Source organism: Pseudomonas sp. Pse35, assembly GCF_024519715.1.
GTDB lineage: Bacteria > Pseudomonadota > Gammaproteobacteria > Pseudomonadales > Pseudomonadaceae > Aquipseudomonas > Aquipseudomonas paracarnis.
The window spans coordinates 60,565-75,787 of the sequence record NZ_JALJRP010000012.1 but is presented as its reverse complement, the minus strand read 5'-3'; the positions used below and the strand labels follow the sequence as shown (position 1 = coordinate 75,787).

13 protein-coding genes are annotated in these 15,223 nt (G+C 60.6%); 6 read left to right on the top strand and 7 right to left on the bottom strand.

Annotation, left to right across the window (positions count from 1 at the left end):
• Positions 1-124: 124 nt before the first annotated feature.
• The 6 genes from OC445_RS12990 to cobA all read left to right on the top strand — a co-directional run bounded on the left by OC445_RS12990 (position 125) and on the right by cobA (position 9,465).
• Positions 125-1,336: a nitrate/nitrite transporter gene (locus OC445_RS12990; RefSeq protein ID WP_032903097.1), complete on the top strand. Its 1,212-nt coding sequence runs from the start codon at positions 125-127 to the stop codon at positions 1,334-1,336.
• On the top strand, positions 1,336-3,003 hold the full coding sequence (locus OC445_RS12985) for a bifunctional protein-serine/threonine kinase/phosphatase (RefSeq protein WP_198791439.1): 1,668 nt from the start codon (positions 1,336-1,338) through the stop codon (positions 3,001-3,003). Before OC445_RS12990 ends, OC445_RS12985 begins: the two co-directional genes overlap by 1 nt.
• A 232-nt stretch (positions 3,004-3,235) precedes the next feature.
• Positions 3,236-5,689: a nitrite reductase large subunit NirB gene (gene nirB, locus OC445_RS12980; protein WP_198791438.1), complete on the top strand. Its 2,454-nt coding sequence runs from the start codon at positions 3,236-3,238 to the stop codon at positions 5,687-5,689.
• On the top strand, positions 5,686-6,003 hold the full coding sequence (gene nirD, locus OC445_RS12975; protein ID WP_014719483.1) for a nitrite reductase small subunit NirD: 318 nt from the start codon (positions 5,686-5,688) through the stop codon (positions 6,001-6,003). Before nirB ends, nirD begins: the two co-directional genes overlap by 4 nt.
• Positions 6,003-8,711, top strand: coding sequence for a nitrate reductase (locus OC445_RS12970; RefSeq protein ID WP_198791437.1), 2,709 nt, complete (start codon positions 6,003-6,005; stop codon positions 8,709-8,711). Before nirD ends, OC445_RS12970 begins: the two co-directional genes overlap by 1 nt.
• 10 nt (positions 8,712-8,721) lie before the next feature.
• Entirely contained in the window at positions 8,722-9,465 is a 744-nt protein-coding gene (gene cobA, locus OC445_RS12965; protein WP_054897190.1) for a uroporphyrinogen-III C-methyltransferase, read from the top strand.
• Positions 9,466-9,525: 60 nt separating this feature from the next.
• Here the strand turns inward: cobA and OC445_RS12960 are convergent, their stop codons facing one another.
• From OC445_RS12960 to OC445_RS12930, 7 genes are all read right to left on the bottom strand, one after another.
• A complete protein-coding gene (locus OC445_RS12960) occupies positions 9,526-10,506 on the bottom strand; it encodes an OmpA family protein (protein ID WP_019820540.1) in 981 nt (326 codons plus the stop codon).
• A 107-nt stretch (positions 10,507-10,613) separates the two neighbouring features.
• The gene (gene sigX / locus OC445_RS12955; RefSeq protein WP_003193286.1) at positions 10,614-11,204 is read right to left on the bottom strand and encodes an RNA polymerase sigma factor SigX; all 591 of its coding nucleotides are present in this window, start codon (positions 11,202-11,204) and stop codon (positions 10,614-10,616) included.
• Between the two features lie 87 nt (positions 11,205-11,291).
• A complete protein-coding gene (locus tag OC445_RS12950; RefSeq protein WP_003193288.1) occupies positions 11,292-12,116 on the bottom strand; it encodes a mechanosensitive ion channel family protein in 825 nt (274 codons plus the stop codon).
• A gap of 2 nt (positions 12,117-12,118) precedes the next feature.
• A complete protein-coding gene (locus OC445_RS12945) occupies positions 12,119-12,364 on the bottom strand; it encodes a hypothetical protein (RefSeq protein ID WP_014719486.1) in 246 nt (81 codons plus the stop codon).
• Between the two features lie 86 nt (positions 12,365-12,450).
• Positions 12,451-13,446, bottom strand: a complete 996-nt coding sequence (locus OC445_RS12940; protein WP_054897192.1) for a zinc transporter ZntB — start codon at positions 13,444-13,446, stop codon at positions 12,451-12,453.
• Between the two features lie 25 nt (positions 13,447-13,471).
• Positions 13,472-13,963 carry a ribonuclease E activity regulator RraA gene (gene rraA, locus OC445_RS12935; RefSeq protein WP_014719488.1) on the bottom strand — a complete coding sequence of 164 codons (492 nt, stop codon included), beginning with the start codon at positions 13,961-13,963 and terminating at the stop codon, positions 13,472-13,474.
• A 229-nt stretch (positions 13,964-14,192) separates the two neighbouring features.
• Positions 14,193-15,182 (bottom strand): alpha/beta fold hydrolase, encoded by a 990-nt coding sequence (locus OC445_RS12930; protein ID WP_034128358.1) that lies wholly within the window; start codon positions 15,180-15,182, stop codon positions 14,193-14,195.
• Between the last annotated feature and the right edge of the window lie 41 nt (positions 15,183-15,223).

Below are 15,223 nucleotides of genomic sequence, written 5' to 3'. Positions count from 1 at the left end.
AATTATCACAGGTAGCCAACGGCGGTTGCCCCCTCACGACAAAGACGTCGCCCACCCGGTTTGCCCTCGCGAACCCGGTGGCGGCGTTTTTTCGTTTCTAGACCCCCAACCGTTGAGGTGCGTGATGAAATCAAGCTTCTGGAAATCCGGGCACACCCCGACCCTGTTTGCCGCGTTCCTGTATTTCGACCTGAGCTTCATGGTCTGGTACCTGCTGGGCCCCCTGGCGGTGCAGATTGCCGCTGACTTGCACCTGACCACCCAACAGCGCGGCCTGGTGGTGGCCACCCCAATCCTGGCGGGCGCGGTACTGCGCTTCTTGATGGGGATGCTGGCCGACAAGCTGTCGCCCAAGACCGCCGGGCTGATTGGCCAAGTGATTGTGATCGTGGCGCTGTTCTGCGCCTGGAAACTGGGGATCCACAGCTACGAACAAGCGCTGCTGCTGGGCATGTTCCTGGGCATGGCCGGTGCGTCCTTCGCGGTCGCCCTGCCTTTGGCGTCACAGTGGTACCCCGCGGAGCACCAGGGCAAGGCTATGGGCATCGCCGGCGCCGGTAACTCCGGCACCGTGTTTGCGGCGTTGCTGGCGCCCGTGCTGGCGGCCGCCTTTGGTTGGAGCAATGTATTCGGCTTTGCGCTGATCCCACTGGTGCTGACCCTGATCGTATTCGCCTGGCTTGCGCGCAATGCGCCTGAACGGCCGAAAGCCAAATCCATGGCCGACTACTTCAAGGCCCTGGGCGACCGCGACAGCTGGTGGTTCATGTTTTTCTACAGCGTGACCTTCGGCGGGTTTATCGGCCTGGCCAGCGCCCTGCCCGGCTACTTCAACGACCAGTACGGCCTGAGCCCGGTGACCGCCGGCTATTACACCGCCGCCTGTGTGTTCGGTGGCAGCCTGATGCGCCCATTGGGTGGCGCTCTGGCAGACCGGTTCGGCGGGATCAAGACCCTGCTTGGCATGTACAGCGTGGCGGTGATCTGCATTGCGGCAGTGGGGTTCAACTTGCCCAGCTCCTACGCAGCCTTGGCGCTTTTTGTCTGCACCATGCTCGGCCTGGGCGCCGGCAATGGCGCAGTATTCCAACTGGTGCCGCAGCGTTTTCGCAGTGAGATCGGCGTCATGACCGGCCTGATCGGCATGGCCGGTGGCATCGGTGGCTTCGCCCTTGCGGCGGGCATGGGCGCCATCAAGCAGAGTACTGGCAGCTATCAACTGGCCCTGTGGTTGTTCGCCAGCCTCGGTGTGTTGGCCTGGTTCGGCCTGCATGGGGTGAAACGGCGCTGGAGAACCACCTGGGGTTCGGCCGCCGTGACCGCCGCCCGCGTCTGATGAGCCTGCAACTGAGCGTCGCCCAGGCCAGTGCCATCGGCCCGCGCAGCGAGAACCAGGACGCGCTGCGGGTGGTCACGCCCATGGCGGAACTGGCCGCGAGCAAAGGCTACCTGTGCGCACTGGCCGACGGCGTCAGCCAGTGCGCCGACGGTGGCCTGGCCGCACGCTCGACCCTGCAGGCCCTGGCCCTGGACTACTACGCTACGCCACAGACCTGGGGCGTGGCCCAGGCGCTGGAGCGCTTGTTACTGGCGCAGAATCGCTGGTTGCAAGCCAACGGCGGCGGCCAACCGTTGCTCACCACCCTGAGCGCCCTGGTGTTTCGCGGCCAGCGTTTCACCCTGGCCCATGTCGGTGATTGCCGGGCGTATCGTTGGCTTGACGGAGAGTTGCAACGCATCAGCGAAGACCATGTGTGGGAACAGCCGGGCATGCAACATGTGCTCAAGCGCGCCCTCGGCCTGGATCAGCATCTGGTGCTGGATTTCCTCGATGGCCCGTTGCGCGAGGGCGAGTGTTTCCTGCTGCTCAGCGATGGGGTGTGGGCCACGCTGGGCGATCACAGCATCGGCGCGATCCTGCGCGAACAAAGCGACCTCGAGCTGGCCGTCAACACCCTAGTCAACGCCGCCCACCTGGCGGGTAGCCAAGACAACGCCAGCGCCTTGCTGGTGCGCATCGATCAACTCGGCGCGGCCACCCTCGGCGACGCCTTGGTGCAGTTGCAGCAATGGCCACTGCCGCCACTGCTGAAAGTCGGGCAAACCTTTGAAGGCTGGCAGGTGCAAAGCGTGCTGGCGCAGAGTCGGCAGTCGTTGCTGTACCGAGTGCACGACGCCCAGGGGCAACCCTGGCTGCTCAAGACCTTGCCGTTGCGTTGCGACGATACCGACGCCGCCCAGGCTTTGTTATCGGAGGAATGGTTTCTGCGCCGGGTCGCCGGCCGGGCCTTTCCCGAAGTGCATGCCGCCAGTGGCCGTCAGCATTTGTACTACGTGATGCGCGAATACGCCGGGCAAACTCTGGCCCAACTGTTCCAACAACAGGGCCCGCTGCCGTTGGCACAATGGCAGTCGATTGCCGAACGCTTGCTGCGCGCCGTGGGCCTGTTGCATCGCCGGCAGATCCTGCACCGCGACATCAAGCCAGAAAACCTGCTGCTGGGAGAAGATGGCGAACTGCGGGTGCTGGACTTCGGCCTGGCCTATTGCCCCGGGCTCTCCGAGGACCGTGCCCACCTGCTGCCCGGCACCCCGAGTTTCATCGCGCCCGAGGCGTTCGCTGGCGAGCAGCCTACGGCACAGCAGGATTTGTACAGCGTCGGCGTGACCTTGTATTACCTGCTGACCGGGCATTACCCCTACGGTGAAATCGAGGCCTTCCAACGGCCCAGGTTTTCCCAACCCGTCAGCGCCAGCCGTTATCGCCCTGACTTGCCAGAGTGGTTGCCCCATAGCCTGGAACGAGCGGTGACCGCTGTCCCGGCCCAACGTTATGAAACCGCCGAAGAATGGCTGTTGGTGCTGGAGCAGGCCGATCGCCGCGAATTGAGCGTACGCCCACGCCCCTTGCTCGAACGCGAACCCTTGAAAGTCTGGCAGACCCTGGCGATGGCCTCGCTTTTGCTCAATCTGGTGCTGCTGTACTGGTTGATGCACCACTAACGGGCAGAATGCGCCGACGCTCCGTGTAAACGCCCAGTAAACCTGGGCTATAGGGACTTGGCACAGCTGCTGCATTAACGTTCTCAACACCCCACATATAGCCGCTCCTTCAACGACGAAGGGCCGAGCTTCCCGATAGAACGGGACCAGGACAAAGGCGTCCTCGCTAGCTGACTAGCGGGGATGCCTTTTTTGTTTGCGCACGATTTGTCGAGCCATTGCGGAGAACGACATGAAAAAACTCAAACTGGTGATGATCGGCAACGGCATGGCCGGGGTTCGCACCCTTGAAGAACTGCTCAAGCTGAGCAACGAGCTGTACGACATCACCGTGTTCGGCGCCGAGCCTCACACCAACTACAACCGCATCCTGCTGTCGCCAGTACTGGCCGGTGAGCAAACCTTCGAAGAGATCGTGCTCAACGACCTGGATTGGTACCTGGACAACAACGTCAAGTTGCTGCTCAACCGCAAGGTGGTGCAGATCGACCGGGTCAAGCGCAAAGTCATCGCCGAAGACGGCACCGAAGCCGAATATGACCGCTTGCTGATCGCCACCGGGTCCACGCCGTTTATCCTGCCGATTCCCGGCAACAGCTTGCAGGGCGTGATTGGTTACCGCGACATTGCCGACACCCAGGCGATGATCGACACCGCCAAGACACACAAGCATGCGGTGGTGATCGGCGGCGGCCTGCTCGGCCTGGAAGCGGCCAACGGCCTGATGCTGCGCGGCATGCACGTGACGGTGGTGCACATCGGTGAATGGCTGCTGGAGCGGCAACTGGACAAGACCAGCGGCCAGCTATTGCAAACCGAACTGGAGAGCCGCGGCCTGGTGTTCCGCCTGTGCGAGCAAACCCAGGCCCTGCACGATGCCGGCAATGGCCGCGTCGGCTCGGTGCAGCTCAAGAATGGCGACATCATCCCCGCCGACCTGGTGGTGATGGCTGCCGGCATCCGCCCCAATACCGAACTCGCGGAAAAGTCCGGCATCCCCTGCAACCGTGGGATCCTGGTCAACGACACAATGCAAACCTACGACCCGCGTATCTATGCGATCGGTGAATGCGCCAGCCATCGCGGCATCGCCTATGGCCTGGTGGCACCCTTGTTCGAACAGGCCAAGGTCTGCGCCAACCACCTGGCCCAATTGGGCTTTGCCACTTACAAAGGCTCAGTGACCTCGACCAAGCTGAAAGTCACCGGCATCGACCTGTTCTCCGCCGGCGACTTCATGGGCGGCGAAGGCACCGAAACCATCACGCTCTCCGACCCGATTGGCGGCGTGTACAAGAAGCTGGTGATCAAGGACGACATCCTGGTCGGCGCCTGCCTGTACGGCGATACCGCCGATGGCGGCTGGTATTTCCGCCAGATCCGTGAGAACCACGCCATCGGTGAAATCCGCGATCACCTGATGTTCGGTGAAAATGCACTCGGCGATGTCGGCCACCAAGGCCAGGACAAAGCCATGAGCATGGCCGACAGCGCCGAAGTCTGCGGCTGCAACGGCGTGTGCAAGGGCACCATCGTCAAGGCGATCCAGGAACAAGGGCTGTTCAGTGTCGATGAGGTGAAAAAACACACCAAGGCCGCCAGTTCCTGCGGCTCCTGTGCCGGGTTGGTCGAGCAGATACTGATCAACACCGTGGGCGGCGCCGCCGACGTCAAACCCAAAAGTGAAAAAGCCATCTGTGGCTGCAGCGACCTCAACCACGGGCAGATCCGCCAAGCCATCCGCGAGCAGCACCTGCTGACCATCGACAGCACCATGCGTTACCTGAACTGGCGCACCCCCAATGGCTGCGCCACCTGCCGCCCGGCCCTCAACTACTACCTGATCTCCACCTGGCCCGGTGAAGCCAAGGACGACCCGCAATCGCGGCTGATCAACGAACGGGCCCACGCCAATATTCAAAAAGACGGCACCTACTCTGTGGTCCCACGGATGTGGGGCGGCGTGACCAATCCTTCGGAGTTGCGCCGCATCGCCGATGTGGCCGACAAGTACAACGTGCCGATGGTCAAGGTCACCGGCGGCCAGCGCATTGACTTGCTCGGTATCAAGAAGCAGGACTTGCCAGGGGTATGGAAGGACCTGGATATGCCGTCCGGGCATGCCTATGGCAAATCCATCCGCACCGTCAAAACCTGTGTGGGCAGCGAGTTCTGCCGGTTTGGCACGCAGAACTCGACACAACTGGGCATCGAGCTGGAGCATGACCTGTTCAATATGTGGTCGCCCCACAAGGTCAAGTTGGCGGTCTCCGGGTGCCCACGCAACTGCTCGGAAGCGGGCATCAAGGACGTAGGCATTATCGGTGTCGACTCGGGCTGGGAGATGTACATCGGTGGCAACGGCGGGATCAAGACCGAAGTCGCGGAGTTCTTCGTCAAGGTGAAAACCGCCGAGGAAGTACGCGAATACAACGGCGCATTCCTGCAGCTATACCGCGAAGAAGCCTTCTACCTGGAGCGCACCGTGCACTACCTGCAGCGGGTGGGCATGGAGCATATCAAGAAGGCTGTGCTGGAAGACCCGGCCCGCCGCCAGGCCCTCAATGAGCGTTTGCAGTTCTCGTTGTCATTCGAGCAGGACCCATGGAAGGAACGCCTGGAACAGCCGCTGCTGAAAAAGGAATTCGACGTGATCCCCGTCAAACAACTGGAGGTCTCGCTATGAACTGGCTGGATATCTGCGCGCTCGATGAAATCAACGCCCTGGGCTCGCGCATCATCAGCGGGCCGAAAGGTGACATTGCGATTTTTCGCACCAGTGACGATGAAGTCTTTGCCCTCGACGACCGCTGCCCACACAAAGGCGGGCCGCTGTCCCAAGGCTTGATCTACGGCAAGCGAGTGGCCTGCCCGCTGCACAACTGGCAGATCGACCTGGCGACTGGCCAAGCCCAGGCCCCGGATATCGGCTGCGCCCACCATCATCAAGCCCGGGTCGAAAACGGCCGGGTGATGCTGGCCCTGCGGGACGCGGGTTGATGAACCGCCAGACCACCGCGTCCACCTGTTGTTATTGCGGGGTGGGCTGCGGCGTGCTGATCGAGCATGACGGCGAACAGATCCTGGGGGTGCAAGGCGACCCCAGCCATCCGGCCAACTTCGGCAAGTTGTGCAGCAAAGGCGCGAGCCTGCACCTGACCGGCGACTTGAGCGCCCGTGCTCTTTACCCGCAATTGCGCTTGGGCAAAGAACTGGCGCGCACCCGCACCGACTGGGACACCGCCCTGGACCACGCGGCCAACGTGTTCGCCGATACTATTGCCGAACACGGGCCCGACAGTGTGGCGTTCTATATCTCCGGGCAACTGCTGACCGAGGACTACTACAGCTTCAACAAGCTGGCCCGCGCATTGGTGGGCACCAATAATATCGACAGCAATTCTCGGCTGTGCATGTCTTCGGCGGTGGTCGGCTACAAGCGCAGCCTGGGCGCCGATGCGCCGCCGTGCAGCTATGAAGACCTGGAAAACAGCGACTGCGTGATGATCGTCGGCAGCAATATGGCCTACGCCCACCCGGTATTGTTCCGACGCCTGGAGCAAGCCAAGGCGCAACGCCCGCAGATGAAAGTGCTGGTGATTGACCCTCGGCGTACCGACACCTGCGACTTGGCCGACCTGCACTTGGCCATCTTGCCGGGAACGGATGTGGCGTTGTTCCACGGCATTTTGCATTTACTGCTGTGGGAAGACTGGGTCGACCGTGCGTTTATCCAGGCCCATACCGAAGGCCTGGCCGAACTCAAGCGCCTGGTGCATGACTACACGCCGCAGATGGTCACGCAGCTGTGCGGCATCAGCGTCGAACAGCTGCGCCTGTGCGCACAGTGGGTCGGCACCTCCAGCAGCTTTTTGTCGCTGTGGTGCATGGGGCTTAACCAATCCACCGCTGGCAGCGCCAAAAACAGCGCGTTGATCAACCTGCATCTAGCCACGGGGACCATTGGCCGGCCGGGCTGCGGGCCGTTTTCCCTGACCGGCCAACCGAACGCCATGGGCGGGCGCGAAACCGGCAGCCTGTCCAACTTGCTGCCGGGCCACCGCGAAGCGGCCAACCCTGAACACCGCGCTGAAGTAGCGGCCTATTGGGGCGTGGAACAACTGCCCGCGACTACGGGCCTTACCGCCATCGAACTGTTTGAACAGGTGCAGGCTGGCAAGATCAAGGCGTTGTGGATCGCCTGTACCAACCCAGCCCAATCGCTGCCCGACCAGAACGCGGTGCGTGCCGCCTTGGCCGCGTGCCCGTTCGTGGTGTTACAGGAAGCGTTTCGTACCACCGAAACCGCCGCCTATGCCGACCTGCTACTGCCCGCCGCCAGTTGGGGTGAAAAAGACGGCACGGTGACCAACTCCGAGCGGCGTATTTCCCACGTGCGCCGCGCCATCAACCCACCGGGTGAAGCACGCGCGGATTGGGCGATCACGGTGGATTTCGCACAGCGCCTGGAGCGTCGTCTGCGTCCGGGGTTGCCGAGCCTGTTCGCCTTTGAGCAAGCGGCGCAGCTGTTTGATGAATTCAAGCCACTGACCCAAGGCCGTGACCTGGATATGTCCGGCATCAGCCACTCCCTGCTCGACCGGCTCGGCCCGCAGCAGTGGCCCTTTCCCGAGGGTGCGCAAGCGGGTACGTCGCGCCTGTACACCGACGGCATTTTCCCTACTGACACGGGCCGGGCGCGATTTGTCGCCGAGCCTTACCGCGCCGCCAAGGAACAGCGCGATGCGCGATTCCCCCTGACCCTGATCACCGGTCGCCTGCGTGATCAATGGCACGGGATGAGCCGCACCGGCACGGCAGCGCAGCTGTTCGGGCACGTCAGTGAAGCATTGTTGAGCCTGCATCCGGATGAGCTACGCCGCCACCGCTTCAAAGAGGGTGACCTGGTCAGCCTGAAAAGCCGTCGCGGCAGCGTGATCGTCGCCGTCGGCAGCGATGACAGTGTGCGTCCCGGCCAAGCGTTTCTGCCCATGCACTGGGGCGACCGCTTTCTCAAGGGCGGCGTCAATACCCTCACTCAACCGGCGTTCGACCCATTGTCCAAGCAGCCGGAGCTCAAGCACAGCGGCGTGCGCCTGGAAGCAGTGCAACTGCCGTGGCAGCTGTTTGCGCTGATCGAAGGCGATGTACAGCAACACTTCGAAGCCTTGCGCCCACTGTGTGAAACCTTTGCCTACGTCAGCCTGAGCCTGGCTGGCCGTGAACGCCCCGCGCTGCTGGTGCGCGCCGCGCATACCGAGGCGCCCGACCTGCAACTCTTGACCCGTATCGACCACCTGCTGGGCCTCAACGACGGCCCGGTAATGGCCTATGACGACCCGCGCCGCTCAATCGGCAAGCGCGTAAAAATCGAGAAAGGTCGCATCACCGCCCTGCGCCTGGCCGGCGAAACCCTGGCCCGTCACTGGCTGCAAAGCCTGTGGCTGGAAGGCCGGGCCGACGAGCAACTGCGGCGCTGGTTGCTGGCGCCCTTGAGCGCGCCGCCGGGCGGTGCAACGGCCAGCAACAAGATTGTGTGCAACTGCAAGAACGTCAGCGAAAACGCCGTGTGCGCCGGTATCGGCAGCGGCCTGGACCTGGATGGCCTCAAACAGGCCCTGGGCTGCGGCACCCAATGCGGCTCCTGCGTGCCGGAAATCAAACGTCTTTTGGCCAGCAACCCGCAGCCAATCGCCATCAGTGTGTAAGGGGAACAACATGAGCGCAAAAGTGTGGCTGGTAGGCGCAGGACCGGGTGACCCGGAGTTGCTGACCCTGAAAGCGGTCCGGGCTCTGCAGGCAGCGGACGTCGTGCTGATTGATGATCTGGTCAACCCGGCAGTACTGGAACACTGCGCCAGCGCTCGGGTGATTACCGTTGGCAAGCGCGGGGGATGTCGCTCTACACCGCAGGATTTCATTCACCGCCTGATGTTGCGTTATGCACGCCAGGGCAAATGCGTAGTACGTCTTAAAGGCGGTGACCCGTGTATTTTTGGCCGCGGTGGCGAGGAGGCAACCTGGCTGCGCGAGCGTGGAGTCGATGTGGAATTGGTCAATGGCATCACCTCAGGGCTGGCCGGGGCGACCCAGTGTGACATCCCTTTGACCTTGCGCGGGGTGAGCCGTGGAGTGACCTTGGTCACCGCGCATACCCAGGATGACAGTAGCTTGAACTGGCGTGCGCTGGCGGAGGGTGGAACCACGCTGGTGGTATATATGGGCGTGGCGAAGCTGGAAGAAATCCGCGAACAGCTGCTCAACGGCGGCATGGCTGCGGATATGCCGGTGGCAATGATCGAAAACGCTTCATTGCCCCAGCAACGCGAATGCCGCAGCTCCCTGGCGGCCATGCATGAAGCTGCAAAAGCCTTTGCACTGAAGAGCCCGGCCATCCTGGTGATTGGCCAGGTTGCCGGCGCCGCACAGATGGCTAGCATCGCCGCTGCGGCAAGCGCCTGAGGCAAATCGCAGGCGAAAAAAAGCCCGGCCTGAGCCGGGCTTTTCTTTACTACTCAGTAATTACTGAGCGGTAGCTTCAACCGACGCTTCTACGCGACGGTTAACAGCGCGACCAGCTTCAGTTGCGTTGTCAGCAACTGGGCGGGATTCGCCGTAACCAACAGCAGTTACACGGCTAGGAGCAACGCCGTCTTTAACCAGGACTTGCTTAACAGCGTCAGCACGACGCTGGGACAGCTTCTGGTTGTAAGCGTCTGGACCTACGGAGTCAGTGTGACCAGCAACTTCTACGTTGGTAGCTGGGTACTGAGCCATGAAGTCGGCCAGGTTTTTAACGTCGCCGTAGCTGTTAGGCTTAACAACGGCCTTGTCGAAGTCGAACTTAACGTCCAGCTCAACACGAACAACCTGAGCAACCGGAGCTTCTGGCTCTGGAACTGGCTCTGGAGCTGGTGCTGGGGTAGGAGCTGGAGCAGCTGCGCCAGCGTTACCGCCGAAGTTCACGCCCAGGCCAACCAGTGCGGAGTAGTCCCACTTGCCGTTGTCCAGACCGTAGTCAGCTTCAACACCAGCACGAGCGTACAGGTTGTTGGTGAAGTAGTACTTCACGCCGGTACCGATGGTAGCGAAAGTGGTCTGGTCGCGACCGCTGTGGCCGTCAGCCTGAACGTTGGTACGGCTCTGGTGGCCGAAACCGCCTTCAACGTATGGACGCAGGCTATCAACGCCAGCCTGACCGAAGTGGTACTGAGCAACGAGGCTGCCAGTGTCACCTTTGATCTTCTGGTTGCCAGTGCCGTCGTTCGAACGGGTGTGGTTGGTCTTGTCGTACGACAGATTCAACGACAGATCGTCGGTCAGGAAGTAACCAATGCGAGCGCCTGGGTTGAAGCCGTCTTCGATGTGCTTAACGCTATCGTTGTACTGCTTCTTGTAGAACAGCTCGCCTTCAACTGCGCCTTGGCCTTGTGCCAGAACGCCGAAAGAAGTAGCGGCAATAAGAGAACCAATGGCCAAGCCCAAGGTGTTTTTCAGTTTCATCCGTTAAATCCCCATCTGGTGATTGTAAAGCAGTCCCACAAACCGGGGGACAACTCGGCGACAAGTCTAACAGAACTTGCCTACACGTAAGAGATATTTGCTACGCACTAAGTTTCAGTCTCGCCCGCAAATTTCTCACGTAATTTATCAAGAGCACGCTTGTACCGCATTTTTGTAGCACTCAAACCCATATGCATGATGTCAGCGATTTCCTGAAATTCCAGCTCTGCGACAAATCGAAGCACCAGAATTTCGCGGTCAATCGGGTTCACATGCACCAACCAGCGATCAAGTCCGCCCTTTTCCTCGGGTGCCGGCGCCTTCTCTTCAGACGCCTCCTCAAGGGGGTCCAGACTCAAAGCGTCCATCAAGCGACGCTTTCGCCGTTCCTTCCGATACTGCGTGATGCACTCGTTGTACGTGATGCTGTACAGCCAGGTCTTGAACTTCGATTTGCCCTCGAAGTTCTTCAGGCCGTATAGCACCTTGAGCATCACTTCCTGACAGACATCATCCGCGTCTCTATCGTTCCCCAAATACCTTGAACAAACGTTGAACAGAGTGCGTTGATACCTGCGCATCAATTCTTCGTACGCGCGTGTTACGTGAAACAGCTCCGTGTGCGAGCGCGCGACCAACTCCTCATCAGAGAGCTCACGGGGGTCATAGCGCGTGGACAGCGTTTGGGCTTTATTCAAAACAAGTCGTGCCGACAGTCAGGTCAATGTCCGCTGCAACCCGGTCACCCGGGTTTGCGGCGGCGTACATTAGCAGGATTTGCCGGATTAGCGGCTACTGACCTGCTGCTCCAGGAGAATCCGGTTGGACAGCGACACCAGTTCCCCGTCATCGGTCAGCACGGTCGTCTTGACTGTGCCGATCTCCTCGATTTGCCCTTCGACCTCGCCCACACGCACCTGTTGCCCAACTTGATACAGCTCACGCACATAGATTCCCGCAAGAATCTGACCGGCAATTTCCCGGCTTCCCAACCCCATGGCCAGCGCAACTGCCAGACCAACGGTAATCAAAACAATCACAATAACGTGGTTGAGCAGGTCAGTCTTGACCTCCAACTGGCTGATCGCGACGGAAATACTGATGATGATCACCAGCCCCTGTGCGATTCGCCCCAGGCCTGCCGCGTAGTCCAACCCCACGCCTTCGGCGGCCCCGCGCACCAGCCCGTTGGCCAGTTGCGCGAGTAAAACCCCCACCAGCAGCACCAGCGCGCCGCCGAAAACTTTCGGCAAATACAGTGCCAGCATGTCGAGCGTAGCTGAAACTCGCTCAAGTCCAAGGGACTGCGCTGCAGAAACCAGAAAAATAAGTAGAACAAACCAATAGACGATCTTGCCGATCAGGGTCGAAATCGGTACTTGCAACCCCGCGCGGCCGAGCAATTTGGTCAGGCCAGTGCCCGCCATCAGGCGATCGAGCCCCAGTTTGGCGAGCAATTTGGACAGCAGGGTATCGAGCAGCTTGGCCACGACAAAACCCAGCAATACCAGGACCAGGGCACCAAACAGGTTGGGAATGAAATTCGCCACCTTGGTCCACAATGCGGTCATCGCGGTGACCAGGCTCTGGGTCCAGAGATCAAGTTCCATATTCAATCAGCCTTATCAGCAGTGCTAGCAAGAGGTTTACGACGGGAAACCGGTGACACATGGGCCGAACCGTTGTTCAGGGCCATCATCAACGCCGGCAACCAACGCCCGAGCAGACCGAACAGGTCACCCGCCCCTACCTGACGGTTGGCGGTTTTCAGTACGCGGCCCAGGCAGGCATCGTCATCACGGTTGGATGGCGAAGCATTGAGCATGTCACGCAAAGACTGTTCGAACGGATCGTGCATAGAGACCTCTCGCAAGTGATTTAAAAGACGAGGGTAAAATTCATCGGGTCACATCGGCCGTTTCTTACGTTCAGGTCATATTCAGGTCAAACCCAGCGCAATCGCCGAAACAGCCACCATTGCCCCAGTGCCACAGACACCATCAACAGGCACGCAATCATGAATCCATAAGGGCTGGCAGAGAACGGAATGCCGCCCACATTGATACCGAGCAAACCGGTAAGAAAACTCATCGGCAAGAAGATCCCGGTGATGATCCCGAAGCGGTACATGGTGCGGTTCATGCGCAGGCTCAAGCGCCGGTCTTCAGCCTCCAGCACAAGCCCCACGCGCTCTCTGGCCAATTCCAGCTCTTCCAGGTAACGGGTCAGGCTGTTGTGCAGTTCGTTCCAATAGTCCGCATCGTCGTCGCAGAACCACGCCAATTTGATTCGTGTCAGCTGGGCGAAAATATCCCGCTGGGGGGCCAGGAAGCGCTTGAGTCCGGCGGCTCTTCGACGGATCTGCAGAACGCTGCCGTGCTCCGGGGTATACCGTTCGTCGGCATCGAGTTTTTCTTCCTCGGAATCGACGATTTCAGACAAGCCAGCGACCAGATCCTGCACTTTGTTGGTCAGGTACTGAGCCATATAAAGGATGAGTTCAGACGCCGTCCTGGGGCCTTTGCCGTCTGCCAGTTGCACCAGCAACTCATCGGTAGCGCGCAAGGGGCGCAAACGCAGGGAAATCACTCGGTTGGCGGCGGCGAAGATGCGCACCGACACCATGTCTTCCGGCTCCGCGCCTGGGTTGAGATTGATCCCGCGCAGAAACAACAGCAATTCGGCGTCCGGCAGCGGCAACAGGCGTGGACGGGTGTTTTCCTCCAGCAGCAAGTCACAGGCAAACTCGCTCAGGCCGCTGGATTTACGCAGCCAGGTCTGGGTTTGAGGATGGCTGCGATCCCAGTGCAGCCACAGGCTTTCCTGGGGCTGCAACTGCAAATCGTCGAGCTCAGTCCGGGCAATCGAACGCGCACCGCCTTTACCGTCCAGCACCAGGGCATGCACCAGCCCCCATTGCGCGTTTTCTTCTTCGAACATCCTCACCCCGATCGGTTGCGGCAGTTTATTCAGGCATTTTCAGCGGGCTGGGTGACACGATCACCCCGTTGTTATCGGCATAAATGTACTCACCGGGGCGGAACGTCACGCCTGCGAATGTCACCGGCACGTTCAGGTCGCCAAGGCCGCGCTTGTCGGTTTTTTTCGGATGAGAGGCCAGGGCCTGCACACCCAGGTCGGTCTGGGCGATGACGTCTACGTCACGGATGCACCCGTAGATCACCAGCCCTTCCCAACCATTTTTCGCGGCTTTCTCGGCAATCATGTCACCCAGCAACGCGCAGCGCAGCGAACCACCACCGTCTACCACCAGCACTTTACCAGCGCCCGGCAGGTCAGCCTGCGCCTTGACCAGCGAGTTATCCTCGAAACATTTGAGGGTGACTATCTCGCCACCAAAGGAGTCTCGGCCACCGAAGTTGCTGAACATCGGTTCCACTACCTGCACCAGCTCCGGGTAGGCGTCACACAGGTCGGGGGTCACGTAATGGTTCATCGAGAAACTCCTGTCATCAAAGAAGAGGTCGAACATCCACGGTGTACATCAAGAAAACGCCCCGCGACAGGCATTCTTTAAGCGCCTGCGGGTGGGCGGCGGCCATGATCAAACCACGATCAGCGCAACGCAATACACGTTACGCGACTGAATATGACCAGAAGCGCGTGGCGCGTCATATCTTAGCCGCAACCATTCAAGAGTGAAACGCCCTTGGTAGAGCGTTTCGTCAAACCGCTGCGGACACCTCGGGCTGCGTACCCAACAAGGGTGTCAGCGGGTCGTTCAACCAACGCTCGACCAAAGGCCACACTTGGGCCTGGGCCGCTTTGCTGACCAGCATCTGCACATGGCCGAAATCCTCGCTGAAACCTTGCTGACGTCCCAGGCACAGGTACTGGCGATGCTCGCTGCCCACTTGCTCGAAGAGCTTGCGGCAGGCCCAGTCCGGGTCTTGCCGGTCGCCCGCTGCGCTCACCGCCAACAGCGGCACATCGACCTGCGCCAAGCCTTTCCACCAGTCATGCTCGGCATCGCCAAACCGGCCGAACAGGCCGTTCCAACGCATCGCTTCGATCATCACGCCGGCCGGCTCGTCCTCGGGCCCACGCTTGAAGCGCGGGCCGGACAGATGGGCAAGGCGCTTGAGGATAAAGCGACCGCTCCACTCCACCGGTGGAATTTTCAACGGCCAGTGGGTGCGACTGACCTGGCAGCCGAACAACGCCACCGAGGCCACCCCTGATGCATCCAAGTGCCGCCCACCCAAGGCCGCAGCCAGGGTAGTGGCACCGAGGGAATGCCCGATCCAGTGCGGAATCTGCCCGCTTTGCTCACACACAAACGCCCCCACGGCCGGCAAATCGTAGCGCGCGTAATCGGCGACACGGTTTCTGGCGTAGTCGTGATTGCGTTTGGACAAACCATGGCCGCGCATTTCCGGGATCCACACATCAAATCCGCGACGCGCCAGGTAAGCCCCCAGGCCGATACCTTTGGGCGAATACCAGAAACGCCGGTTGGAAAAACTGCCATGCAACAAAATAATCGGCGTGCCCCGGTTTTCCGGGACATCGGCCAGGCCCAAACGGGTAACCGCCAGTTCGACGGTGCCGTCCGGGCTGTTACCGGGTTTGAGCCGGTAGACGTCTTCACTCAGATCGCCGCGACGTTCAGCGCTGATCAGGGCGACAGGAAACAGATGGCTGCTGCTTTGCATAATGCTCTTGCACAAAAAAGGGCGGCGTCCGCAAGGATTCC